This window comes from Pseudarthrobacter sp. H2 (assembly GCF_050157045.1).
GTDB lineage: Bacteria > Actinomycetota > Actinomycetes > Actinomycetales > Micrococcaceae > Arthrobacter.
In genome coordinates, this window is the sequence record NZ_CP189594.1 from 3,686,674 (window position 1) to 3,706,735 (window position 20,062).

General features: G+C 63.2%; 15 protein-coding genes and 2 pseudogenes. 12 read left to right on the top strand and 5 right to left on the bottom strand.

Annotated features, from left to right (window positions below):
• Positions 1-104 precede the first annotated feature (104 nt).
• The gene (locus ACQCSZ_RS17135) at positions 105-1,220 is read left to right on the top strand and encodes a 3-ketosteroid-9-alpha-hydroxylase (protein ID WP_427004903.1); all 1,116 of its coding nucleotides are present in this window, start codon (positions 105-107) and stop codon (positions 1,218-1,220) included.
• Positions 1,220-1,534 carry a hypothetical protein gene (locus ACQCSZ_RS17140; RefSeq protein WP_427004904.1) on the top strand — a complete coding sequence of 105 codons (315 nt, stop codon included), beginning with the start codon at positions 1,220-1,222 and terminating at the stop codon, positions 1,532-1,534. The genes ACQCSZ_RS17135 and ACQCSZ_RS17140 overlap by 1 nt, the downstream gene beginning before the upstream one ends.
• 387 nt (positions 1,535-1,921) lie before the next feature.
• Here the strand turns inward: ACQCSZ_RS17140 and ACQCSZ_RS17145 are convergent, their stop codons facing one another.
• Both ACQCSZ_RS17145 and ACQCSZ_RS17150 read right to left on the bottom strand, forming a co-directional pair.
• Positions 1,922-2,977 carry a 2Fe-2S iron-sulfur cluster-binding protein gene (locus ACQCSZ_RS17145; protein ID WP_427004905.1) on the bottom strand — a complete coding sequence of 352 codons (1,056 nt, stop codon included), beginning with the start codon at positions 2,975-2,977 and terminating at the stop codon, positions 1,922-1,924.
• Entirely contained in the window at positions 2,974-3,876 is a 903-nt protein-coding gene (locus ACQCSZ_RS17150) for an alpha/beta fold hydrolase (protein WP_427004906.1), read from the bottom strand. Before ACQCSZ_RS17150 ends, ACQCSZ_RS17145 begins: the two co-directional genes overlap by 4 nt.
• 242 nt (positions 3,877-4,118) lie before the next feature.
• Here ACQCSZ_RS17150 and ACQCSZ_RS17155 point away from each other — a divergent pair, with 242 nt between their 5' ends.
• The 8 genes and pseudogenes from ACQCSZ_RS17155 (at position 4,119) to panB (ending at position 10,657) form a co-directional block, all read left to right on the top strand.
• On the top strand, positions 4,119-5,306 hold the full coding sequence (locus tag ACQCSZ_RS17155; protein WP_427004907.1) for a hydroxylase: 1,188 nt from the start codon (positions 4,119-4,121) through the stop codon (positions 5,304-5,306).
• A gap of 90 nt (positions 5,307-5,396) precedes the next feature.
• Complete coding sequence (locus ACQCSZ_RS17160; RefSeq protein ID WP_427004908.1) at positions 5,397-5,612, top strand: hypothetical protein; 216 nt, start codon at positions 5,397-5,399, stop codon at positions 5,610-5,612.
• A gap of 106 nt (positions 5,613-5,718) precedes the next feature.
• Entirely contained in the window at positions 5,719-6,645 is a 927-nt protein-coding gene (locus tag ACQCSZ_RS17165) for a VOC family protein (protein ID WP_427004909.1), read from the top strand.
• Positions 6,646-7,183: 538 nt separating this feature from the next.
• Positions 7,184-7,333, top strand: a pseudogene (locus ACQCSZ_RS17170) (methylisocitrate lyase); the annotation flags it as partial.
• Positions 7,334-7,369: 36 nt separating this feature from the next.
• Positions 7,370-8,512, top strand: coding sequence for a bifunctional 2-methylcitrate synthase/citrate synthase (locus tag ACQCSZ_RS17175; RefSeq protein ID WP_427004910.1), 1,143 nt, complete (start codon positions 7,370-7,372; stop codon positions 8,510-8,512).
• Positions 8,513-8,675: 163 nt separating this feature from the next.
• A complete protein-coding gene (locus tag ACQCSZ_RS17180) occupies positions 8,676-9,305 on the top strand; it encodes an adenylate kinase (protein WP_427008369.1) in 630 nt (209 codons plus the stop codon).
• A gap of 14 nt (positions 9,306-9,319) precedes the next feature.
• Entirely contained in the window at positions 9,320-9,748 is a 429-nt protein-coding gene (gene panD / locus ACQCSZ_RS17185; protein ID WP_427004911.1) for an aspartate 1-decarboxylase, read from the top strand.
• A 3-nt stretch (positions 9,749-9,751) separates the two neighbouring features.
• A complete protein-coding gene (gene panB / locus ACQCSZ_RS17190) occupies positions 9,752-10,657 on the top strand; it encodes a 3-methyl-2-oxobutanoate hydroxymethyltransferase (RefSeq protein ID WP_427004912.1) in 906 nt (301 codons plus the stop codon).
• A 637-nt stretch (positions 10,658-11,294) separates the two neighbouring features.
• On the opposite strand, the gene ACQCSZ_RS17195 is transcribed toward panB, so the two are convergent.
• Positions 11,295-12,737, bottom strand: coding sequence for an IS1380 family transposase (locus tag ACQCSZ_RS17195; protein ID WP_427004398.1), 1,443 nt, complete (start codon positions 12,735-12,737; stop codon positions 11,295-11,297).
• A gap of 1,433 nt (positions 12,738-14,170) precedes the next feature.
• Between ACQCSZ_RS17195 and istA the strand changes: the two are divergent.
• A pseudogene (istA, locus tag ACQCSZ_RS17200) lies at positions 14,171-15,709 on the top strand (IS21 family transposase).
• On the top strand, positions 15,706-16,485 hold the full coding sequence (istB, locus tag ACQCSZ_RS17205; RefSeq protein ID WP_427004913.1) for an IS21-like element helper ATPase IstB: 780 nt from the start codon (positions 15,706-15,708) through the stop codon (positions 16,483-16,485). The pseudogene istA and the gene istB overlap by 4 nt, the downstream one beginning before the upstream one ends.
• A 199-nt stretch (positions 16,486-16,684) precedes the next feature.
• Here the strand turns inward: istB and ACQCSZ_RS17210 are convergent.
• Together ACQCSZ_RS17210 and ACQCSZ_RS17215 are read right to left on the bottom strand one after the other, a co-directional pair.
• Positions 16,685-18,078, bottom strand: a protein-coding gene (locus ACQCSZ_RS17210) for an IS3 family transposase (RefSeq protein WP_427004914.1) whose coding sequence is annotated in 2 segments (ribosomal slippage) — positions 16,685-17,727 and positions 17,727-18,078 — 1,395 coding nt in all. Because the reading frame shifts where the segments join, the coding sequence is not laid out codon by codon here.
• Between the two features lie 445 nt (positions 18,079-18,523).
• A complete protein-coding gene (locus tag ACQCSZ_RS17215; RefSeq protein ID WP_427004915.1) occupies positions 18,524-19,966 on the bottom strand; it encodes an IS1380 family transposase in 1,443 nt (480 codons plus the stop codon).
• Between the last annotated feature and the right edge of the window lie 96 nt (positions 19,967-20,062).

The window sequence follows — 20,062 nt, forward strand, 5'->3', positions numbered from 1 at the left end:
ACCGGGACCGACTAAGTGCCAGGTCACATTACGTGGATAAATATGGGTTCAAGTATTTGAACGACAGGCACCGTACAGGCGCATCTGGAAGGGACGGATTCCGCATGGGCGGTGTTGATTCGGGGCAGGGCGAAGTCCGGCAGATCGTCGACAATGGGATCCCCGCACGGTTCGCCCGCGGCTGGCACTGCCTGGGCTTGTCCAGGCATTTCAATGACGGAAAAGTACGTTCCCTCAGGGCATTCGGGCAGGAATTGTCCCTCCGCACCGCCGCGGACGGACGAATCCATGTTTTCAATGAACACTGCCCGCTCGCGGCCGAGAGCTCCGCCGATACCGGGACCGGCCATGGCTCTCCTGCGTGCCAGGTGCATGGTGCACACCGCTTCCTGCCGGATATGCAGGCCCCGTGCTGGGAGGTCCTCGAACAAGATGGGCTGCTGTTCGTTTGGAATGACACCGAGGGCAATCCCCCGGCCGCGGCCCAATCGATCCCGCGCATTTGCGGCGCCGGTTCCGATGAATGGACCGATTGGGTCTGGAACGAAATGGTGGTCACCGCCCAGCCGCGCGATATCGTGGACCACATTGTTGACACCGCAAGCTTCTTCTACGCCAGCTCCCACCGCCCGACATTCTTCAAGAATGTCTTTGAGGACCACGTCGCCACCCAGTATTTCGATGGACCAATGCGCCAGGAGTACTCCCGGCATCCCCTCGAGGACGCCCTGCCACAGATCATGTGGACCAACTCGGTGGCCTCCTACTTCGGCCCTTCGTTCATGGTCGACGAGCTGGACTACGTCTACGAAACCCACGACCAGAGCGCCGTCCTCATCAACGCGCACTACCCGGTTGACGAGCACTCTCTCGTGCTGCTCTCCGGGGTCATCGTGAAGAGGAACGAGGAGCTTGGACGCGACCCGCATGAGTTCGCCGCCGACCAGGCCGCTCGAATACTCCACGGTTTCGGAAAGGACGTGGAGATATGGCAGAAGAAAACCCGCATCGACAACCCGCTGTTGTGCGAGGAAGACGGCCCGGTTTATCAGCTGCGACGCTGGTACGAACAGTTCTTCCGCAATGTCGCCGACGTGGAACCGGAGATGACCGATCGTTTCGAATACGAAATGGATACGACCCTGCCGGTGGACACCTGGCAGCGGTCCCTGGCTCGAAACCTCAACTCCCGTAAGCCAACAGGAAGGCAACCGGTCTGATGGAAACGCAAGGCGACACCCGACTCATTGAAATTCCGCTGCAGCCGCTGGACTGCACCGAATGTGTGGCCCGCGTCCTGGTTCGCAAGTCGACCTGGCAGCAGACCAGCATCCAATGGACCGCGGAGTCACTGGAGGCATGCAGGGAACGCCCCGCAACGCAGTGCGGGGAACAGCCCAAGGACCGGTTCATCGGTTGCGAGTCCCTGCGCGCCGAAGTCCGCGAGGCGACCATCGAGGGGAGACTCAACGTCGTTTACCGCGAGGAGTGGCCAGTGGAGGCCACGGATGCCACTTCGGAGCAGGCAAGCTAGGTCGGCCGGCCGTCGAAGGCACCGCAACCAAACACCCACCGTTCGCCGGACCACAGACCACGAGGCAGGACCGCCGCACCGGCAAACGAGCTCCACGCATGTGCGTTGACGTGCACGTGACGATCCCGCGGCAGGCCAAACGACACACGAGTTTCCCCCGGCCGGGCTCGGCCGCCGCGATCCAGATGGCGCCACCCCGAAACCGTGCCGCGGCCCGAAGCCCGGCAACCATCGGCTGCGTCCACGCAGACGGGCCCACGTGTCCCATCGCGCCCAGCCACCGGAGTGGAGCCCAGCAGGCTCGACGTCATACAAAAATCCGCCCCCACATGCCAGCCAGCGATCCGGCGGAGTCGAGGGCGGGTAGTCCACCACGGTCCTGCGATCCTACTCGTCGTAGGTGATCTTGAGCCTGTCACTGACGGGCCGCGCCTGGCAGGCCAAGATGTAGCCCTCCTCCAGGTCTTCCTTTTCCAATACTTCGTTGCGGTCCAAGGTGACTGCGCCTTCCACGACAATGCAGGTGCACGCGCTGCACGAGCCTTCACGGCAGGAGAACGGTGCATCGATGCCGGCATTCAACAGGACATCGAGCAACTTGTTCTCCGCCGGCCAGACAAGGGTGCTGGATTCACCATTGATCTGCACCTCCACGACCTTGTTGTCGGCGGCGTTTTCATCAACCACGATCTCGATCGGCGCGAACGGATCAGTGACCAGGGAGCTGAACCGTTCAATATGGATGCGTTCCCCCGGCACCCCGACCTCGGTCAGCACCTTCTCGATGCAATCCATGAACGGGCCCGGGCCGCAGATGAAGGCCTCGCGCTCGGCGTAGGGGCCGGCCAACGCCGTCAAGGACGCCACCTCGGGAATGCCCTGGACGCTCTCAAGCCAGTGGATGACATTCAGTCGTCCCGGGTAGGACTTGGTCAGGGCGATCAGCTCGTCCTTGAAAATCACGTTCTGTTCGTCGCGGTTGGCGTAAACCATGGTCACCAAACCGGTGCCGGAGGTCAGCGCGGACTTGAGGATGGACATCACCGGGGTCACACCGCTACCTCCCGCGAAGAGCAGGAAGTCGGAGTCCAGCGAGTCGGGCACGAAGGTCCCGGCCGGCTTGAGCACCTCCAGCACGTGTCCTTCCTCGACGTTGTCGCAGATCCAGTTGGATCCGTAGCCGTCGCGGGTGCGCTTGATGGTGATCTTCAGCTGTTCGTCCTGCTGCGGCGAGCTACACAATGAATAGCATCGGGCCGCGCCGCCGGGTCGTTCGCTGGGGATGCGCACGGTCAGGAACTGACCGGGCCGGTAACTGAAACCGTCGCTGCATCCGTCTGCCGGTTCCAGCACCAAGGTGTGGGCATCGGCGGTTTCACGGATCACATCCACCACGCGGGCCTGCCAGGCGGTGATCCGCGGAGTGCTCACCGTGCTGGTCATTGCGCTGCCTCGTTACGCTGCAGGAAGCCAAGCACGACGCTCTCAAAGGCTTCCTTCTTTTCGATCATGGCCCAGTGCCCACACTGGGGCAGGACGTGGAGCTCCACGTCGGGGATGGTCCGCATGGGAACCAATGCTCCGTCCAACGGGGTGACGCGATCGTCGCGGCCCCAGACGATCAGCGTCTTGGCCTTGACCTTGTGCAGCATGGACCAGGCCGGTGGTTCATCGGAGGCGGCCTGCGCCGCAATCATCGCCTTCATTGCGGCGGCACTGTACATCTTGCGCACGCTGGCCAGGGTCTTCGGATCGGTTGCCTGCTTCAGGCGGGTCTCGATCAATTCCTCGGTGACCAGCGCCTCGTCGTAGACCATGGAGCGCAGCCACTGAATGAGCCGCTCGCGCGTGGGGTCTTCCGTGAAGGCCACCAGGAGATTGATGCCTTCGGCGGGAAATGAACCAAAGATGTTCAGCCCCAGTCCCCCGACGGTAGCCAGACGTCCGACCCGTTCGGGGTGGCTGATCGAGTACAGGGTTCCGACCATTCCGCCCATCGAGTTGCCGATGATGTCAACGCGGTCCAGTCCCAGCCCGTCCAGCAGGTCGGTCACGGCCTGCATGGCGGCGGGCATGGGGTGCAGATCGGTCGGGTCGCTGACGCCGAACCCCGGGAACTCAATGACAAGGCACCGGAAATGCTTGGCGAACGTCGGGAGGATACCGCCAAAGTTGCCCCACCCGGTCACGCCCGGCCCCGAGCCGTGAAGGAAGACCAGTGGCGGGCCTTCACCTGCCTCGTGGTATCGAAGTGTTCCGTGCTCCGTCGGCAATTCACGCAGAGTTGATCCATCACCGAGTCCGGGCAATAGGCCTGGTTCCTGGCGAACGTCTGTAGTCATCTTTCAGGCTCCTCGTTGTGTGAGTCTCGTCGGATCTTTCGAGAACCATAATCTGCACCCGCGCCCGGGTCTCGGTTGATCCCAATCACCGGGATGGGTCGCGGATCGGCGCCCAGGGCGGCAATCCCGATGGGTGAGACATGCATTACATCCATTCTTGTGCGCGCCTAGATTCATACCGACGGCGGCGACCGGCCCTTGAAAGGACCTGGCGTCTGATTAAAGGAAGCGAGAAACCACCCATGACCACAACCACGACCGGTATCGACGTTCTCACCGAACGCGGCGACGAGCTTCGGGCGCAGGGCGAGATCAACGAAAAGCTCGGAAAGCTCAGCGACACGACCGTCGAGATCATGAACCAGTCCGGCGTCATGAAGCTGCTTTCCCCGGTGGAATACGGTGGAACCCGCGCGCATCCGGCCGAATTCGCCGAGATGGTCATGGGGCTGGCAAGCCTGGACGGCTCGGCCGGCTGGGTAGCCGGCGTGGTGGGCGTACATCCGTGGGAATTGGAGCTGATGGCCCCGAAGCTTCAGGAAGAAATCTGGGGCGTCGACCAGGACACCTGGGTCTCCTCCCCATACGCACCCATGGGCGTTGCCACCCCGGTTGAGGGCGGCTACAAGTTCACCGGGCACTGGCAGTTCTCCACCGGCACCGATCATGCCCAGTGGGTCATCCTCGGTGCGTTCCTGGCCGACACCGAGGGCGAGAAGCTGATGCCGCCACGCTTCGTGCACGTGGTCGTTCCGCGCTCCGACTACACGATCGTTGACGATTCGTGGGAGGTGCTGGGTCTGCGTGGCACCGGCAGCAAGGACGTGGTCATCAATGACGTTTTCGTACCGGAATACCGTGTCATCGATCAGGCGGACCTGTTCTCCGGAAAGGTCTCCCGCGACGCCGGCAAGTCCGAACCGATCCACCGCATCCCGTTCTACAGCATCTTCCCGCAGGGCCTGACCGCCGCCGTGATCGGGATCGCCGAGGGAGCACTGCGCTCCCACCTCGAGTACCAGAGCAACCGCGTGCAGATCAACGGCTTCAAGTCTGTCGAAGATCCATACAGCATGTATGCCGTAAGCGAGGCAGCCGGCGAAATCCGTGCTTCCCGCGTCGCACTGCTGGACAACATCAACCGCCTCTATGACACCGTCGCGTCCGGAGGCGAGATCAGCATGGAGCAACGCGCAGTGGGCCGCCGCACCCAGATCCAGGCTGCATGGCGGGCCACCGCCGCCGTTGACACCATTCTTGCCCGTTCGGGCGGAAACGGCTTGCGCATGAGCAGCCCGATACAGCGCTATTGGCGCGATGCCCACATGGGCTTGTCGCATGCCATCCATGTGCCGGGACCCAGCTACCATGCCGCGGTCCTGACGGAAATTGGGCTCGAGCCACCCGCCAACCTGGCCGCCGGGGTCTAGGAAAATTCGCCCAGGATACAAGGCCGAAGCAGTGCCTAAGATCCCGATGGGCGACCAAGCAAGCTACGTCTCGAGGTGAAAGGAAGCATCATGTTGGAAAATACAGATTGGAAAGGCCTTCTCGGCCAACAGGTCCAAGTTCACAAGGACGGAAGGGTCGTCCGGACCGGCTATGTCGAAGATGTGGTCGATTCCGCCGACATTCTGTGGCTCGGAGCGGACGGGGTCAAGCAGCGGGCGCTCTTTGAGCGGGCCCTAGGCTACAGGATATCGCCGATTTCCAGTGCCTTGGTGCACCAATCGTGAACCACCCAAATTCCTTCACCCCCGATGCCCCCTCCGGGGCTGCCCGGCTGCGGGCCAGCCAACCAGATTCACCGAACCCGAACCAAACCGTTAAGTGAGGAAGAAAATGACTCATATCCGAGCTCTAGGCTTTCTAAAGGTCCAGACCACGCATATTGCCCGTTGGCGGGAACTGACTGTCGAAGCCCTGGGCTTCGCCGAAGTCGTCGGCCCGAACCCAGATGGGTTGTACCTGCGCATGGATGAGCGCGAAGCACGTTTGATTGTGTTGCCTGGTGATTCCGACAGGGTGCTCGCAGTTGGGTGGGAAGTCCGCGACCAGTTCGCGCTGGCCGCGGTCGCCCGCGATGTGGAGAACGCGGGCATAGCCGTCACGTGGTTGACCGAGGAGGAAAACGACGAACGTGGACTGGAACAGGCGATCTCGTTCACCGACCCCGGCGGAACCCCGGTGGAGATCTTCTTCGGACCGCGTTTGGACCACAATCCGCTGAAGACCGGCTATGCCCACAAATTTGTCACCGGCGACCAGGGCATGGGACACGTCGTGTTGCCAACGACCGCCATGGACGAGACCGCTTCCTTCTACACCGACGTGCTGGGATTCCTCCCCCGCGGCTCCGTCCGGCTGGGTCCGCAGCGTCCGGCCGTCAGGTTCCGCTTCTTCGGCGTCAACGAGCGCCACCACAGCCTGGCCATGGGACCGGCACCGCACGGCGAAGCGCCGGGCCTGGTCCACCTGATGGTCGAGGTCGAAGACCTGGACACCGTGGGCCGCGCTTTCGACAAGGTCAAGCAGATGGAATTCAACATCACCGCAAGCTTGGGCCGCCACACCAACGACCACATGGTTTCCTTCTACGTCCGCGCCCCCGGTGGCTGGGATATCGAATATGGCACCGACGGCTTGTTGGTTGATGAGCGCTACTACACCGCCGAGGAAATCACGGCCGAAAGCTACTGGGGTCACGACCACACGGGTGCCGAGCCCCTCACCGCATTGATGCCGCTGGAGACTTCAGCCACGCAGTAAGCGGCGCCCGACACGAGCTGCCGGCGGATCCCCGAAAACTCCTCGGAACAGTGACTGACTGGCTCAGTTTCTGCTTCTGGGGAGTTTTTCGTGCATCGCTCTGGTTCCAAGCCATGCGGCGGGGATCCGACGGGTCCTCAACCCGCCGTCGCTCGCTAACCGCGTGGCCGTTCTGTTCCGTCGTCGAAAAACTCCCGCACCGCGATATGGTGCCGCGCCGTGGTGGCCGCGTCGATACCTGCCACTGCCCGCACGACCTACCACCGGCTTCCCGTCGTTGCGAGCTGGCTATTTTCGTGGAGGTGATCCACCTTAGCGCTGCAGCGTAAATAGCCTCTTTGTATACATAGGAGCCTCTACGGCTTCAGTAACTGGTTAAACTGCTCCTGTATGTATACAGTGAAGCAATGTGTGCAAGGGAACGGGTTTTGCAGCTCTCCGAGCAGACGATCTTGAGCGGCGTCTGCGGCCGGGCACTGTGCTGGCGGAAGTGGAGCAGTCCGAGCAGGTCGGAGTCTCCCCACGACCGCCCGGGAGGCGCCGGCCCATGGGTGCAGCCGAGCAAACGCTAGAGGCGCGCAGGAAAAAAATGCTGACCCGAGCGCGTCTCTACGAACTTTTGGTCTACGAGGCCTACAACCGGTTCGATACCGGTGTTTTCACCTTCCACGTACCCGGAATCCGCTAGCCGCCACGCCCCACCACCCCTAGACAAGGAAGTCTTGTGAACTCCGAAACAACCGAAATCCGCAAGGGCCTCGCCGGCGTCGTAGTGGACTACACCGCCATCTCCAAGGTCAACGCCGAAACCAACTCGCTCTTGTACCGCGGCTACCCGGTCCAGGAACTGGCCGCCAAATGCAGCTTCGAAGAGGTCGCCTACCTACTCTGGCACGGCGAACTTCCCACCGCGGAGGAGCTGGAAAAGTTCCGCGCAGCTGAACGCGCAGGCCGTGCCCTGGACCCCCATGTGAAAGAGGTGGTGGATGCCCTCCCCACATCCGCCCACCCCATGGACGTCTGCCGCACGGCAGCGTCAGTGCTAGGCGCCCGCCATCCCTTGGCTGAGGATTCCTCGCCCGAGGCCAATCTGGCAAAAGCGAAGGACCTATTTGCTGCCTTCCCGGCCGTGGTGGCCTACGACCAGCGCCGCCGCCGCGGCCAGGAGGTAGTGGAACCCCGGGATGATCTCGGCTACTCGGAAAACTTCCTGTGGATGGCTTTCGGTGAGGACCACGTACCCGAGGTCGTGGAGGCATTCGAGGTCTCGATGATCCTCTACGCCGAGCACTCCTTCAACGCCTCCACCTTCACCGCCCGTGTGATCACCTCCAGCCTGTCGGACCTGCACTCGGCCGTGACCGGTGCGATCGGTGCGCTCAAGGGTCCGCTGCACGGCGGGGCGAACGAGGCCGTCATGCACACGTTCGACGAGATCGGCATCCGGCCCGAGGAGTCCCTGGACCAAGCCGCCGCCCGGGCAAAAGCCTGGATGCAGGACGCGCTGGCGCAGAAGAAGAAGGTCATGGGCTTCGGTCACCGTGTCTACAAGCACGGTGACTCCCGCGTGCCCACCATGAAGGCCGCGCTGGACAAGATGATCGCCCACTACGGCCGCCCCGAACTGCTGGGGCTGTACAACGGCCTCGAGCAGGCCATGGACGAGGCCAAGGCCATCAAGCCGAACCTCGACTACCCGGCCGGCCCCACCTACCATCTGATGGGCTTCGACACCCCCACGTTCACACCCATCTTCGTCGCTAGCCGCATCACCGGCTGGACCGCCCATATCCTCGAGCAGACGGCATCCAACTCCCTCATCCGCCCGCTGAGCGAATATAGCGGGCACCAGCAGAGGTCCGCTTAGCTGGCGGTCTTTGCTGCCTCAATTCCAGCGGTGAGGTGGCGGATGATCATCCGGATCATCAACTATTCGCAACGTTTACTCCACCTCACCGCCGGTTCACCAAGCAAGCTGGTGTTTCGCCAATTGAATCCGTACAACTGAAAAGGGACCTGACATGAAGAAGATGCTGATTATCGGACCACCGGGCTCGGGCAAGGGCACGCAGGCCGAGCTGATCTCCCAGCGTCTGGGCGTCGTCGCCGTCTCCACCGGCGACATCTTCCGCGCCAACGTCAAGTGCGGGACGCCACTTGGCTTGGAAGCCAGGAAGTATATCGACGCCGGAGACTTCGTCCCGGACAGTGTCACCAACAACATGGTCCAGGACCGACTCAGTGGGAGCGACGTCGAAAGCGGATTCCTGCTGGACGGATACCCTCGCACGACCGCGCAGATTAACCATCTGGATAGAATCCTTGCCTCAAAGGGCCAGGAGCTGGACGTGGTCCTGGAATTGACAGCAGACCGTGAAGAACTGGTCGCACGGCTTCTCGGCCGCGCCAGAGCCTCAGGACGCAGCGATGATACCGAGGACGTCATCCGCCACCGCCTTGACCTTTACCACGAACAGACGGAAGCCGTTGTGTCGGAATACGCCGAACGTGGCATCCTGACCAGCGTCGATGGCCTCGGCACAATCGACACCGTCACAGATCGCCTCTTCCAAGCCATTTCGACCCGTGATGCGATCTCTTACCGGCACCTACCCTCCTACGAAGCCGCCGCCGTCTACGCAGCCTTCAGCGAAAGGTAATCTCCGTGCAGCCTATGACCCGCACAATGTTCAAGTCCAAAATCCACCGCGCCATCGTTACACATGCGGACCTGCACTACGTCGGCTCCGTCACCGTAGATCTGGACCTGTTGGAGGCCGCCGACATCCTGCCAGGCGAGCTCGTTGCCATCGTCGACGTCACCAACGGCGCCCGTCTGGAGACCTACACTATCGCCGGCGAACGGGCCTCGGGTGTGATCGGCATCAACGGGCCCGCCGCACACCTAATCCATGAAAACGACACAGTCATTCTCATCACCTACGCGAGCATGACCACGGACGAAGCCCGGGCCTACAACCCCAAAGTGGTGCACGTAGACCAGCACAACAGGATCCTCCAGCTCGGCAACGACCCCGCGGAAGGCATCACCCCGGGACTGATGCGCCCGCCCTTCGCGTTAAACAACAGCTCGGAGAACTAATTCATGGCCCTCAGCAACAGCCCTGAAGAAAGCACTTCCGCTGAGGTTCCGGCACCCTACGGAACCGGTCCTTCCGGAACCAGTGTTCCGTCTTCGGATATGGCAAGGAGGCCCGGGGGCAGGATCCGGACCCATCACCTGCAGCAGGCCAAGGACAACGGTCAGCGTTTCGCCATGCTCACTGCTTACGAACAGTACACCGCGGAGATTTTCGACCAGGCGGGCATCGAGGTCCTCCTCGTGGGCGACTCCGCTTCCAACAATGTGTTCGGAAATGAAACCAGCCTGCCAGTCACGGTGGATGAACTGTTACCGCTGTGCCGGGCAGTTTCCCGTGCGGCAAAGCGTGCTCTCGTGGTCGCAGACCTGCCGTTTGGCAGTTACGAGGTGTCTGCACAACAGGCGGTGGCCACGGGTGTCCGGTTCCTGAAGGAGGGTCTCGCCCACGCGGTGAAAATCGAAGTAGGTAGTTTTTACACGGAAACTGTGAGGGCCATGGTCCACGCCGGCATTCCGGTGATGGCACACATCGGCTTTACCCCGCAAAGCGAACATGCCCTTGGCGGCTACCGAGTGCAGGGCCGGGGGGATGACGCCCAGCGGCTGATCCAGGACGCGGCGGCCCTGGCGGACGCCGGTGCCTTTTGCGTGCTCTTAGAAATGGTGCCGGCACAAACCGCAGCGGCCGTTGATGCCGCAGTTTCCGTCCCGACGATCGGCATCGGCGCCGGGAATGCGACCACGGGGCAGGTCCTCGTGTGGCCGGACATGGCAGGCCTGCGCGGTGGAAAGATGGCTAAATTCGTCAAGCAGTATGCGGACCTTCGGACCACACTCAGCGACGCCGCCAAGGTGTACGGCCAGGAGGTCCGCTCGGGGCAGTTCCCCGGCCCTGAGCACACCTTCTAAACAGCCTCAGAGCAGCCGGATTGGACAGATGTGATCCACACAAAAGATGGCCGACATAAGAGAAGGAAGACATTGACGTATGAAATCTCAGGGTGATGGCCGAGCCAGCATGCACCGCACGGACCAGTGGCAGTCACTCGTTGGTGAGATCGTTGAAGTCTGGCACGATGGCGGGTTGTACCGCCGGGGGTTAGTTGATGCTGCGATGCTCGACGGCAGCGGTTTATGGCTCGCTCCGGAGGCCGTATGTCAGCGGGAATTCATAGACCCCACTTTTGGGTTTGAGGTTTGGACCAGCCTTTATCCGCGCTCGAGGTGGGACCACAGCTCACGCTTCTAAGATGGAGTCGGAGGCAGAACGGATCTGGCCCCAGGCAGGCGAGGCGGGGTGAGCTCTCCAAGCTTGCCCCCAATTGCACTCAGCGGTCACGCCCAAAAGGAAGCGTGGCCCTGGCACTAGCCCGGATTTTTCATCGGATGGCGGTCGGGGCGCCGGGCCTGGTTTTTGCCGTCCCGGCGGCCTGAATCGGATTTCGGGCGTGGCTGAAGGCCCGGGGGCGCCGGGCGGTGCGCGGGTTTCCACTGATCCCGTTGGTGTTCTTCTTTCCTGCTCGTGATTGTCCGGGGGGCTGTGGTGTCAGGTCCGCAGCAGGGGTGCGGGGCGGTTCGCGGCCGCGGCGATCCGGCTGATGGCTTCGAGCAGGGCGGCGATGAGGGGTTGCTCCGGCGCGGCGGCGGGCAGCAGCAGGTGGTTCCGGCGGGCGCGGGTGATGATCTTCCCGGCGGTGGCGAAGAGCCGGTAGCGCCAGCGTTTGATGTCCCAGCCCCGTGCCTTGTGGCCGTCGGGCAGGGCGGTGAGCTGGAGCCAGGAGACCAGGTTCGCGGCCAGGACCGCGAGGTTGGCCCAGGCCTGGTTGGCGGCGAAATCGAAGAAGGGGAGCTTTCCGAGCCCGGTGTTCTTTAGGGTTTTGATGCGGTTCTCGGCCCGGCCGCGGGCCCGGTGCCGGGCATCCAGAAAAGGTCCGTGCCAGCGCGGGGCATTCGTCAGGAACGCTGTCACACGGTGACCGTCGATGTCGAGCAGGGTCGGTGTCGCGCCGGGGTGCAGCGGTTCGGCGCGCAGGAAGATCTTCGTCCCGGGCGGGTAGTCCTGGAGCGGGATCACCTGGGTGGCGTTGATGACCCAGGCGTTGTCGCGTTCGACCCCGTCCTGGTCCAGGGCCGGCTGCCAGTATTTCTTGTCGTTGATCCAGTCGATCATGTGGGCCTTGCCGACCGGAACCGGGTACGAGGCGGAGAACTGCACGCCGCGCGAATGCAGGTACCAGAGGAACTTCCGGGACGCGCCGGCGCTGTCGGTGCGGACCAGGATCCTCTCCCCGTCCAGTTCCTCGTCCTCACCGTAGAGGGCGTCGGGCAGGACGGCGATGGCGGCCTCGAAGATGCGGATGTGGTCCCCGGCGTTGTTCGCCGTGGCCCCGCCGTGACGCAGCAGCACCGCGAGTTCCTCCCCGGTGCCGCTGCCGGCACCGTAATCAATGCTGGCGGTGAACGGGGCGAATCCAAAACCGCCCTTGTAGTTTCCGGTGGCCTGTTCCTTGTCCGAGTGCGAGGTCACCAAGGTGGCGTCGAGGTCGATGACCAGCGGGTCCGCGGCCGTCGCCTTCACCGCGGGGCTGCGGTCCCCGGCGGCTTCCCAGGCCCGGGTCCGCAGTTCCTTGGCCAGGGTCGAAAAGCCGTAATCGAAGACGTCCGGGTTCTTCACGGTGCGTTCGAAGAACCGCGAGACTGTTGCGTTCGAGGGCACCTGGCCGAACACGCCGGGCTGGGAGCGCAGGATGTCCAGGTCGGAGGCATGCTCGCCGCCGGCGGCGAGCATCACCGCCAGCGACCCGAGCAGCCTCCCGGGCCGGTGTGAGGCCGTCACGGGGACGAACTGGCCCAGCCGGTCCTCGCACAGGTCCCGGAACCCGAGGGCGTCGATGAATGAGGTCAGGATCCGTCCCCCGGCATGGGAGACCAGCGACTGGCCGGTGAAAGAAACCGGGACGGATGGGAAGACCTTGGTAGACTGGTGCATCGAAAAGGTGCTCCTTCAAGACACGGAAATAACGGCGTAGACACCCCTATTTTCCCTTGTCAGAGCACCTTTTCGTCTCTTAAACACACCCGTCAGCCCAACATTGATGAAAACCCCGGGCTAGTCGTCAAAGCCAAGCTGGAAGCAGTGGCCTCGGGCATCGTGACATTCGACGAAGAGTTCTACGCACACCTGGTCCTGCCAAGTGGCCTCACGGTCTACCAAGGGTCAAAGCAGGCAGTTGCAAAGGCATTTGAAACAGGAGTCGTCCCGCCTCTGCCCCAGATCGACTCCGGTTCAAAACGCTCCTGACAAGGCGATTTCGCGATGAGCAACACAAGGGGCCAGTCCCGCCGCTAAGCATCCTCACCCTCGGTTTCGATCGGTGGGGGCGGGATCAAGCAGATCTCCCAGCGCCTGTATGGGTGCACAGGGTTGACCTCTCCCATTGGAAGCCATTTAAGCGGGATGGTCGGTTCAAAGGTGGCGTCGTGAATGAGAATGGAAACGGGCATCGTTGCCGGCTGGGCCATCACGTTGGCCACCTGTTGCACCTGTCTTGGCGCCATTGCTGGCTTTGGAACTGTGCAGCCAGCCCACTGTCGTTGTCCTGGACGAACCAACGGTGACCGTCATTGGGATAGCGGACGAGGACGATGTCCGCGTTCTCTGCACTTCCGATGAGTCTCCCCGCTCTAATTCGCTCGATTTCTCGGTTCCAGCGTCGGAAGTAGATGCCGGGGTCAGGAGGCAGGTATGCCTCGTCCGCCCTGAGAGGAGAGCCCGGAATGAATCCGCCTTTCCGCGGCGATCGAGGCCCCGGGGACCGAGGAAGATCTGAGTGGTCGCCGAGTATCGGCGCATATTCGCTACAAGCCGGTCGCCAATGTGCTGCTCAAGCTCGATCAATGCTTTCAAGGCGGTTTGAATTTTTTGGTCATCAGGGGTGTGTCCGCCGTGTACGGCGGCATTACGAAGATCGGCTAGGTTGATTCGCCAGTTTCGCACTGGCCCCGGCCTGTCAAGATTCCACTGGCCTCCGAGTCGACCTGAGAATTGGGATGTCACCTTTTTGGTAATGGTGTCCTTGGTGTCCAAGACTTTCGCAACAGTAGCGCCGCTTAAGTCCTCTTCCCACATCATCAGAAGCATGACCTCAACCAGGAGGGCTTCGGCGGCTGCACCAGCCAAAATGATTGCGCTGAGGTTTTCACCTCGTGCGTAAGCGAGATTGGCCTCACATGTTAGCGGCCATGAAAAACTGCCCGTAGGCGGCCACGGAACTGCCCACTGACGGCCATGAAAACTGCCCGTTGGTGGCCATGAGATCTGCCCACTTCCTTACTGACCCTGCTGCTTAAGCGGCGGGAGCCTCTTCCCGGGGTTTGATGACGGTGTCTAGTCGCACCAAAGTCGCCCGGGAAGAGGCCCTAATGAAGTTTGACGGAGAAATCATGGAAATACTTGCTGCGTACGATCTGACCGGATCGTTGCGTGCTGCCGCGGAACTCACCGGTTGTTCGCACCACACCGTTGCCAGGCACGTCGCTGCCCGGGACGCCGGCCAGCCGATCGCCGAGCCGGCCTACCGGGGCCGGGTCACCGACGCGTTCCTGCCCAAGATCGAGGAATGGATCGAGGCCTCCAAGGGCAAGATCCGCGCCGACAAAGCCCACGAGAAACTCCGGGCCCTCGGCTACGAGGGCTCGGAACGCTCGACCCGCCGGGCCGTCGCCCAGGTCCGCGCCGCCTGGCGGCTCGGCCATGTCAGGGTGCACCGGCCCTGGGTGACCGAGCCTGGTCAATGTTCAATACGACTTCGGCGACGGGCCCCTGATCGAGGGGAAGAAGACCGTGCTGTTCGTGGCATGGCTGGCATGGTCCCGCTTCAGGATCGTCATCGCGCTGCGGGACCGGACGGCGCCGAGCGTGTTCGCAGCGCTGGACCGCACGTTCCGGGTCCTGGGCGGCGCCCCAACCTATGTCCTGACCGATAACGAGAAGACCGTGACGGTTTCCCATGTCGCCGGCGTCCCGGTGCGCAACCAGCAGACGGTCGACTTCGCCCGCCACTACGGCGTGACGGTGTTGACCTGCCGGCCGGCGGATCCCGCGTCCAAGGGCGGCGTGGAGTCCTCGGTGAAGCTCGCCAAGGCCGACATCGTGCCCAAGGACACCAACCTGCGTGCCGAATACGCTTCCTTCGCGGAGATCGAAGCGGCCTGCCAGGCGTTCATGGACGAGGTCAACCACCGGGAGCACCGGGCCACCCGCCGCAAACCCGCGGTGATGCTGGCCGAGGAGGCGCCGCGGTTGCACCGGATCCCGGACACCGCGCACACGGTTGCGTTCGGCCTCTCCCGGGCCGTCCCGGAGAACACGCCGATGGTCACGTTCGAGAACGGCCAGTACTCCGTGCCTGCACATTTGCTCGGCGCGCGGGTGTTCGTCAGATCCCACGGCGCCGGAGGTGACGAGCAGGTCATCGTCGTCCACCACGGCAGCAAGGGCCCGGTGGAAGTCGCCCGGCACCGGCGCGCCCGCCCGGGCAGCCCGGCGATCGACGACGCCCACTTCCCGGACCACCGGCCCAGGATCCCGGGCGACTACACGGCGAAAGCCAGGACGGCCGCGGAGGCGGAGTTCCTTAGCATCGGGGACGGCGCCCGGACCTGGCTGCTCGAGGCCGCCGCGGCAGGCACCGGGCGAATGAACGTGAAAATGGCCGAAGCGGTCGCCCTGGCCAAGATCGCCGGGCAGGCCGAAGTCGATCACGCGTTGGGGACCGCGGCCATCCATGGCCGCTCGCGAACAAGGACCTCGCCTCGATCCTGAACGCCGCGGGTTCACGCACCACCACCCATGCCGCCGGGGAAACCCAGTCCCTCACCCAAGGCACCGCCGGGTGGGCCGCGATCGGCCGCCCACCTGTTGCCGCCCGTGTTGACGGCGCCCTGGGAGAAAGCGCATGAGTCCGGTCCCGGTCACCGCACCGGCGTTGCCGGCGGAGCTGGAGGCGTTGATGCGGCAGTTGAAGATGCCCCATGCGCGGGCTTTGGCGCCGGAACTGATCGCGACTGCCCGCGCCCAGCGCTGGGAGCCGGCCGAGGTCATCAAGGCGCTCTTCACCGAGGAAGTCGCCGGTCGGTCCCGGTCCATGCTCGCCACCAGACGCAAGGCCGCGGGCTTCCCGACCGGGAAGACCTTCGACACCTGGGACCCGGCAGCCTCCTCGATCCCGGCCCCGACTCAGCAGGCGCTGCGGACGCTGGAATGGATCGGGCGGAAGGAAAACGTCGTGATCTGCGGCCCCTCCGGCACGGGCAAGACGTTCTTCCTTGAGGCTCTCGGCCAGCAGGCCGTCGAGGCCGGCCTGCGGGTGGCATGGTTCCGCCTCGAGGACCTCGGCGCTCTCATGCGCGCCCACCGCTCCGATGACAGCGTGACGAAAGTCGTCGCGCGGATCCTGCGCGCAGATTTGGTGGTGGTCGATGACATAGGCCTCTTGCCGGTGGGCACTGACGCGGCGGAGGGGCTCTACCGTCTCGTCGACGCGGCCTATGAAAAACGGTCCATCGCGGTTTCCTCAAATTTGCATCCTGCCGGCTTTGACGAGCTCATGCCCAAAACCCTCGCCACGGCGACCGTGGACCGGCTGCTGCATCACGCGCACGTCTGCCAAACCTCAGGGGAATCGATCCGCCTCAGCCAGGCCCTGGCCGGAAAAGGAGTCACGCCAATGAGCTAAACAAGTCCCGAACATGGCCAACGCCACCGAACATCTGGTGGGCAGATCCGGTGGCCATGACTGGGCAGTTTTCATGGCCACCAGCGGGCATTTTTGCTGGCCGCCCGTGGGCACAAACTATTGGCCATTGACACTCACATCTCATGTCGCTAAATGCCGTGAAAACGGAACTTGTCAAGGTGAATGAGGCCAGTGGGAGTTAGGCTGCTGCTTTTGTGTCGTTTTTCTCGGCTGGTTTATTGATCCAGGCGGTGTCGGGGATGGCGAGGATTTTGGGGTCGTTGTTGGTGGTGAATCGTTCGGGTGTTTTTGCCCGTGCGGTCGCGAGGGTTTTCGCGCGTTCAAGGGCTTTGCCGGCGGCCAGGCCGTAGTGGACGTCTGCCGGTGTGTTGAGTCCGATTCCGGTATGGCGGTGATGGTTGTACCCCTCCACGAAGGAGTCCATGAAGGCCCTCACGTCGGGCAGGGAACCGAAGCGTTCGGGGAATATGGGAGCGAACTTCAGTGATTTGAACCAGGCCTCACTGTACGGATTATCATTGCTGACCCGGGGACGTGAATGGGACCGGGTGACCTCCAGGTCCGAGAGCAGGGCGGCGACTGTTTTGGACGTCATGGAGGTGCCACGGTCGGCGTGGACGATTTGTGGGATGCCGTGGATGCCGAAGATTTCCTTCATCATTTCCACGGCCAGTTGGCCAGACTCGTGGGCATGGACGTAGGCGCCGACGATGTAGCGCGAATAGATGTCGATCATGACGTAGCAATCGTAGTATTTGCCCTTGATCGGGCCGGCGAGCTTGGTGATGTCCCAGGTGTAAACCTGCCCGGGTAAAGTCGCGACCAGCTCCGGGATGGCCCGGGCCGGGTGGCGTGCCTGTCGGCGGCGTTCCTTGACCTGGCAGTTCTCCTCCAGGACACGGTAGAACGTGGAGATTGAGCACAAATAGATGCCTTCATCCAGGAGCCGGGCATAGATCTGCATCGGCGGCAGGTCAACGAACTCCCTCGAATTCACGGTCGCCAGGATGTGGGCACGCTCGGCCGCTGAGAGCTTGTTTGCCGGTGCCGGGGCCGGCCGCGGGTCTTCCCCCGGAGTTCGGGGTTTGCGGGTCGCCGTGGCCCTGGAGACCCCGGCAATCACGGCCGCTTCCCTGGTTGGGATGTCCGCCTGGGTAAGGGCGGTGTAGGCGGCCATCAGGGTTTCTTGTACCAGGGCTGCTGCTCCGCGCTTTCGGAGATATCCTCCAAAAGCAGTCGTGCTTTTTCCATAATCGACAACGCAGCTTCAGTCCGTGCCAGCTTGCGTTCGCTCACCTCCAGCTGCCGACGTAGACGCCCGATTTCTGCCTGTTCAGCAGTGGGCTTGCCGATCTTTTCCCCGGGCTTCTTGCCCTCGAGGACGCCGGCGTCGCGGAGCTTGCGCCACTCGGTGATTTGGGAGGAATACAGGCCCTCGCGGCGCAGGTATGCCCCGCCGCCGGTGCCGTCGTCACAGGCATGCTGGTACGCATCCAAATACGCCAATTTTTGTGCCGGCGTGAAAGACCTACGAGGGGTCGGGCCACCGGACCTGGGGCCAATATCGCTCATGGACCCATTCTCCCGCGGTGGGGAAATTGTGGAGATAGACATTAGTGGTGATCCTGGTTCTCGCCCTACGAATTAGACGAAGTTGCTATGAGGTACTGGCCTTACCCAACCCTGACGGCAATGATGATAATGGTCTTGAAGCGGTGTGACCCCCAGCCTGACTGACGCCCCCAAAGGGGGCTGTCCTTTACGTGATCTGTCCACCGTTTCAAGACTGCAGGAAGTGCGCTGACCAGGCGGACATGACTTTATAGGAGCCTGAAGCTAACCCGGATTTTTCATCGGATGGCGGTCGGGGCGCCGGGCCTGGTTTTTGCCGTCCCGGCGGGCTGAATCGGATTTCGGGCGTGGCTGAAGGCCCGGGGGCGCCGGGCGGTGCGCGGGTTTCCACTGATCCCGTTGGTGTTCTTCTTTCCTGCTCGTGATTGTCCGGGGGGCTGTGGTGTCAGGTCCGCAGCAGGGGTGCGGGGCGGTTCGCGGCCGCGGCGATCCGGCTGATGGCTTCGAGCAGGGCGGCGATGAGGGGTTGCTCCGGCGCGGCGGCGGGCAGCAGCAGGTGGTTCCGGCGGGCGCGGGTGATGATCTTCCCGGCGGTGGCGAAGAGCCGGTAGCGCCAGCGTTTGATGTCCCAGCCCCGTGCCTTGTGGCCGTCGGGCAGGGCGGTGAGCTGGAGCCAGGAGACCAGGTTCGCGGCCAGGACCGCGAGGTTGGCCCAGGCCTGGTTGGCGGCGAAATCGAAGAACGGGAGCTTTCCGAGCCCGGTGTTCTTTAGGGTTTTGATGCGGTTCTCGGCCCGGCCGCGGGCCCGGTGCCGGGCATCCAGAAAAGGTCCGTGCCAGCGCGGGGCATTCGTCAGAAACGCTGTCACACGGTGACCGTCGATGTCGAGCAGGGTCGGTGTCGCGCCGGGGTGCAGCGGTTCGGCGCGCAGGAAGATCTTCGTCCCCGGCGGGTAGTCCTCGAGCGGGATCACCTGGGTGGCGTTGATGACCCAGGCGTCGTCGCGTTCGACCCCGTCCTGGTCCAGGGCCGGCTGCCAGTATTTCTTGTCGTTGATCCAGTCGATCATGTGGGCCTTGCCGACCGGAACCGGGTACGAGGCGGAGAACTGCACGCCCCGCGAATGCAGGTACCAGAGGAACTTCCGGGACGCGCCGGCGCTGTCGGTGCGGACCAGGATCCTCTCCCCGTCCAGTTCCTCGTCCTCACCGTAGAGGGCGTCGGGCAGGACGGCGATGGCGGCCTCGAAGATGCGGATGTGGTCCCCGGCGTTGTTCGCCGTGGCCCCGCCGTGACGCAACAGTACCGCGAGTTCCTCCCCGGTGCCGCTGCCGGCACCATAATCAATGCTGGCGGTGAACGGGGCGAATCCAAAACCGCCCTTGTAGTTTCCGGTGGCCTGTTCCTTGTCCGAGTGCGAGGTCACCAAGGTGGCGTCGAGGTCGATGACCAGCGGGTCCGCGGCCGTCGCCTTCACCGCGGGGCTGCGGTCCCCTGCGGCTTCCCAGGCCCGGGTCCGCAGTTCCTTGGCCAGGGTCGAAAAGCCGTAATCGAAGACGTCCGGGTTCTTCACGGTGCGTTCGAAGAACCGCGAGACTGTCGCGTTCGAGGGCACCTGGCCGAACACGCCGGGCTGGGAGCGCAGGATGTCCAGGTCGGAGGCATGCTCGCCGCCGGCGGCGAGCATCACCGCCAGCGACCCGAGCAGCCTCCCGGGCCGGTGCGAGGCCGTCACGGGGACGAACTGCCCGAGCCGGTCCTCGCACAGATCCCGGAACCCGAGGGCGTCGATGAATGAGGTCAGGATCCGTCCTCCGGCATGGGAGACCAGCGACTGGCCGGTGAAAGAAACCGGGACGGATGGGAAGACATTGGTAGGCTGGTGCATCGAAAAGGTGCTCCTTCAAGACACGGAAATAACGGCGTAGACACCCCTATTTTCCCTTGTCAGAGCACCTTTTCGTCTCTTAAACACACCCCTCAG

What these genes read in the sequence shown, in the direction of transcription:
- ACQCSZ_RS17135 (WP_427004903.1), top strand. Translation starts at nt 105, where the DNA reads ATGGGCGGTGTTGATTCGGGGCAGGGCGAAGTCCGGCAGATCGTCGAC.
- ACQCSZ_RS17215 (WP_427004915.1), bottom strand. Translation starts at nt 19,966, where the DNA reads ATGCACCAGCCTACCAATGTCTTCCCATCCGTCCCGGTTTCTTTCACC.
- ACQCSZ_RS17140 (WP_427004904.1), top strand. Translation starts at nt 1,220, where the DNA reads ATGGAAACGCAAGGCGACACCCGACTCATTGAAATTCCGCTGCAGCCG.
- ACQCSZ_RS17155 (WP_427004907.1), top strand. Translation starts at nt 4,119, where the DNA reads ATGACCACAACCACGACCGGTATCGACGTTCTCACCGAACGCGGCGAC.
- ACQCSZ_RS17145 (WP_427004905.1), bottom strand. Translation starts at nt 2,977, where the DNA reads ATGACCAGCACGGTGAGCACTCCGCGGATCACCGCCTGGCAGGCCCGC.
- ACQCSZ_RS17160 (WP_427004908.1), top strand. Translation starts at nt 5,397, where the DNA reads ATGTTGGAAAATACAGATTGGAAAGGCCTTCTCGGCCAACAGGTCCAA.
- ACQCSZ_RS17195 (WP_427004398.1), bottom strand. Translation starts at nt 12,737, where the DNA reads ATGCACCAGTCTACCAAGGTCTTCCCATCCGTCCCGGTTTCTTTCACC.
- ACQCSZ_RS17150 (WP_427004906.1), bottom strand. Translation starts at nt 3,876, where the DNA reads ATGACTACAGACGTTCGCCAGGAACCAGGCCTATTGCCCGGACTCGGT.
- istB (WP_427004913.1), top strand. Translation starts at nt 15,706, where the DNA reads ATGAGTCCGGTCCCGGTCACCGCACCGGCGTTGCCGGCGGAGCTGGAG.
- panD (WP_427004911.1), top strand. Translation starts at nt 9,320, where the DNA reads ATGACCCGCACAATGTTCAAGTCCAAAATCCACCGCGCCATCGTTACA.
- ACQCSZ_RS17165 (WP_427004909.1), top strand. Translation starts at nt 5,719, where the DNA reads ATGACTCATATCCGAGCTCTAGGCTTTCTAAAGGTCCAGACCACGCAT.
- panB (WP_427004912.1), top strand. Translation starts at nt 9,752, where the DNA reads ATGGCCCTCAGCAACAGCCCTGAAGAAAGCACTTCCGCTGAGGTTCCG.
- ACQCSZ_RS17180 (WP_427008369.1), top strand. Translation starts at nt 8,676, where the DNA reads ATGCTGATTATCGGACCACCGGGCTCGGGCAAGGGCACGCAGGCCGAG.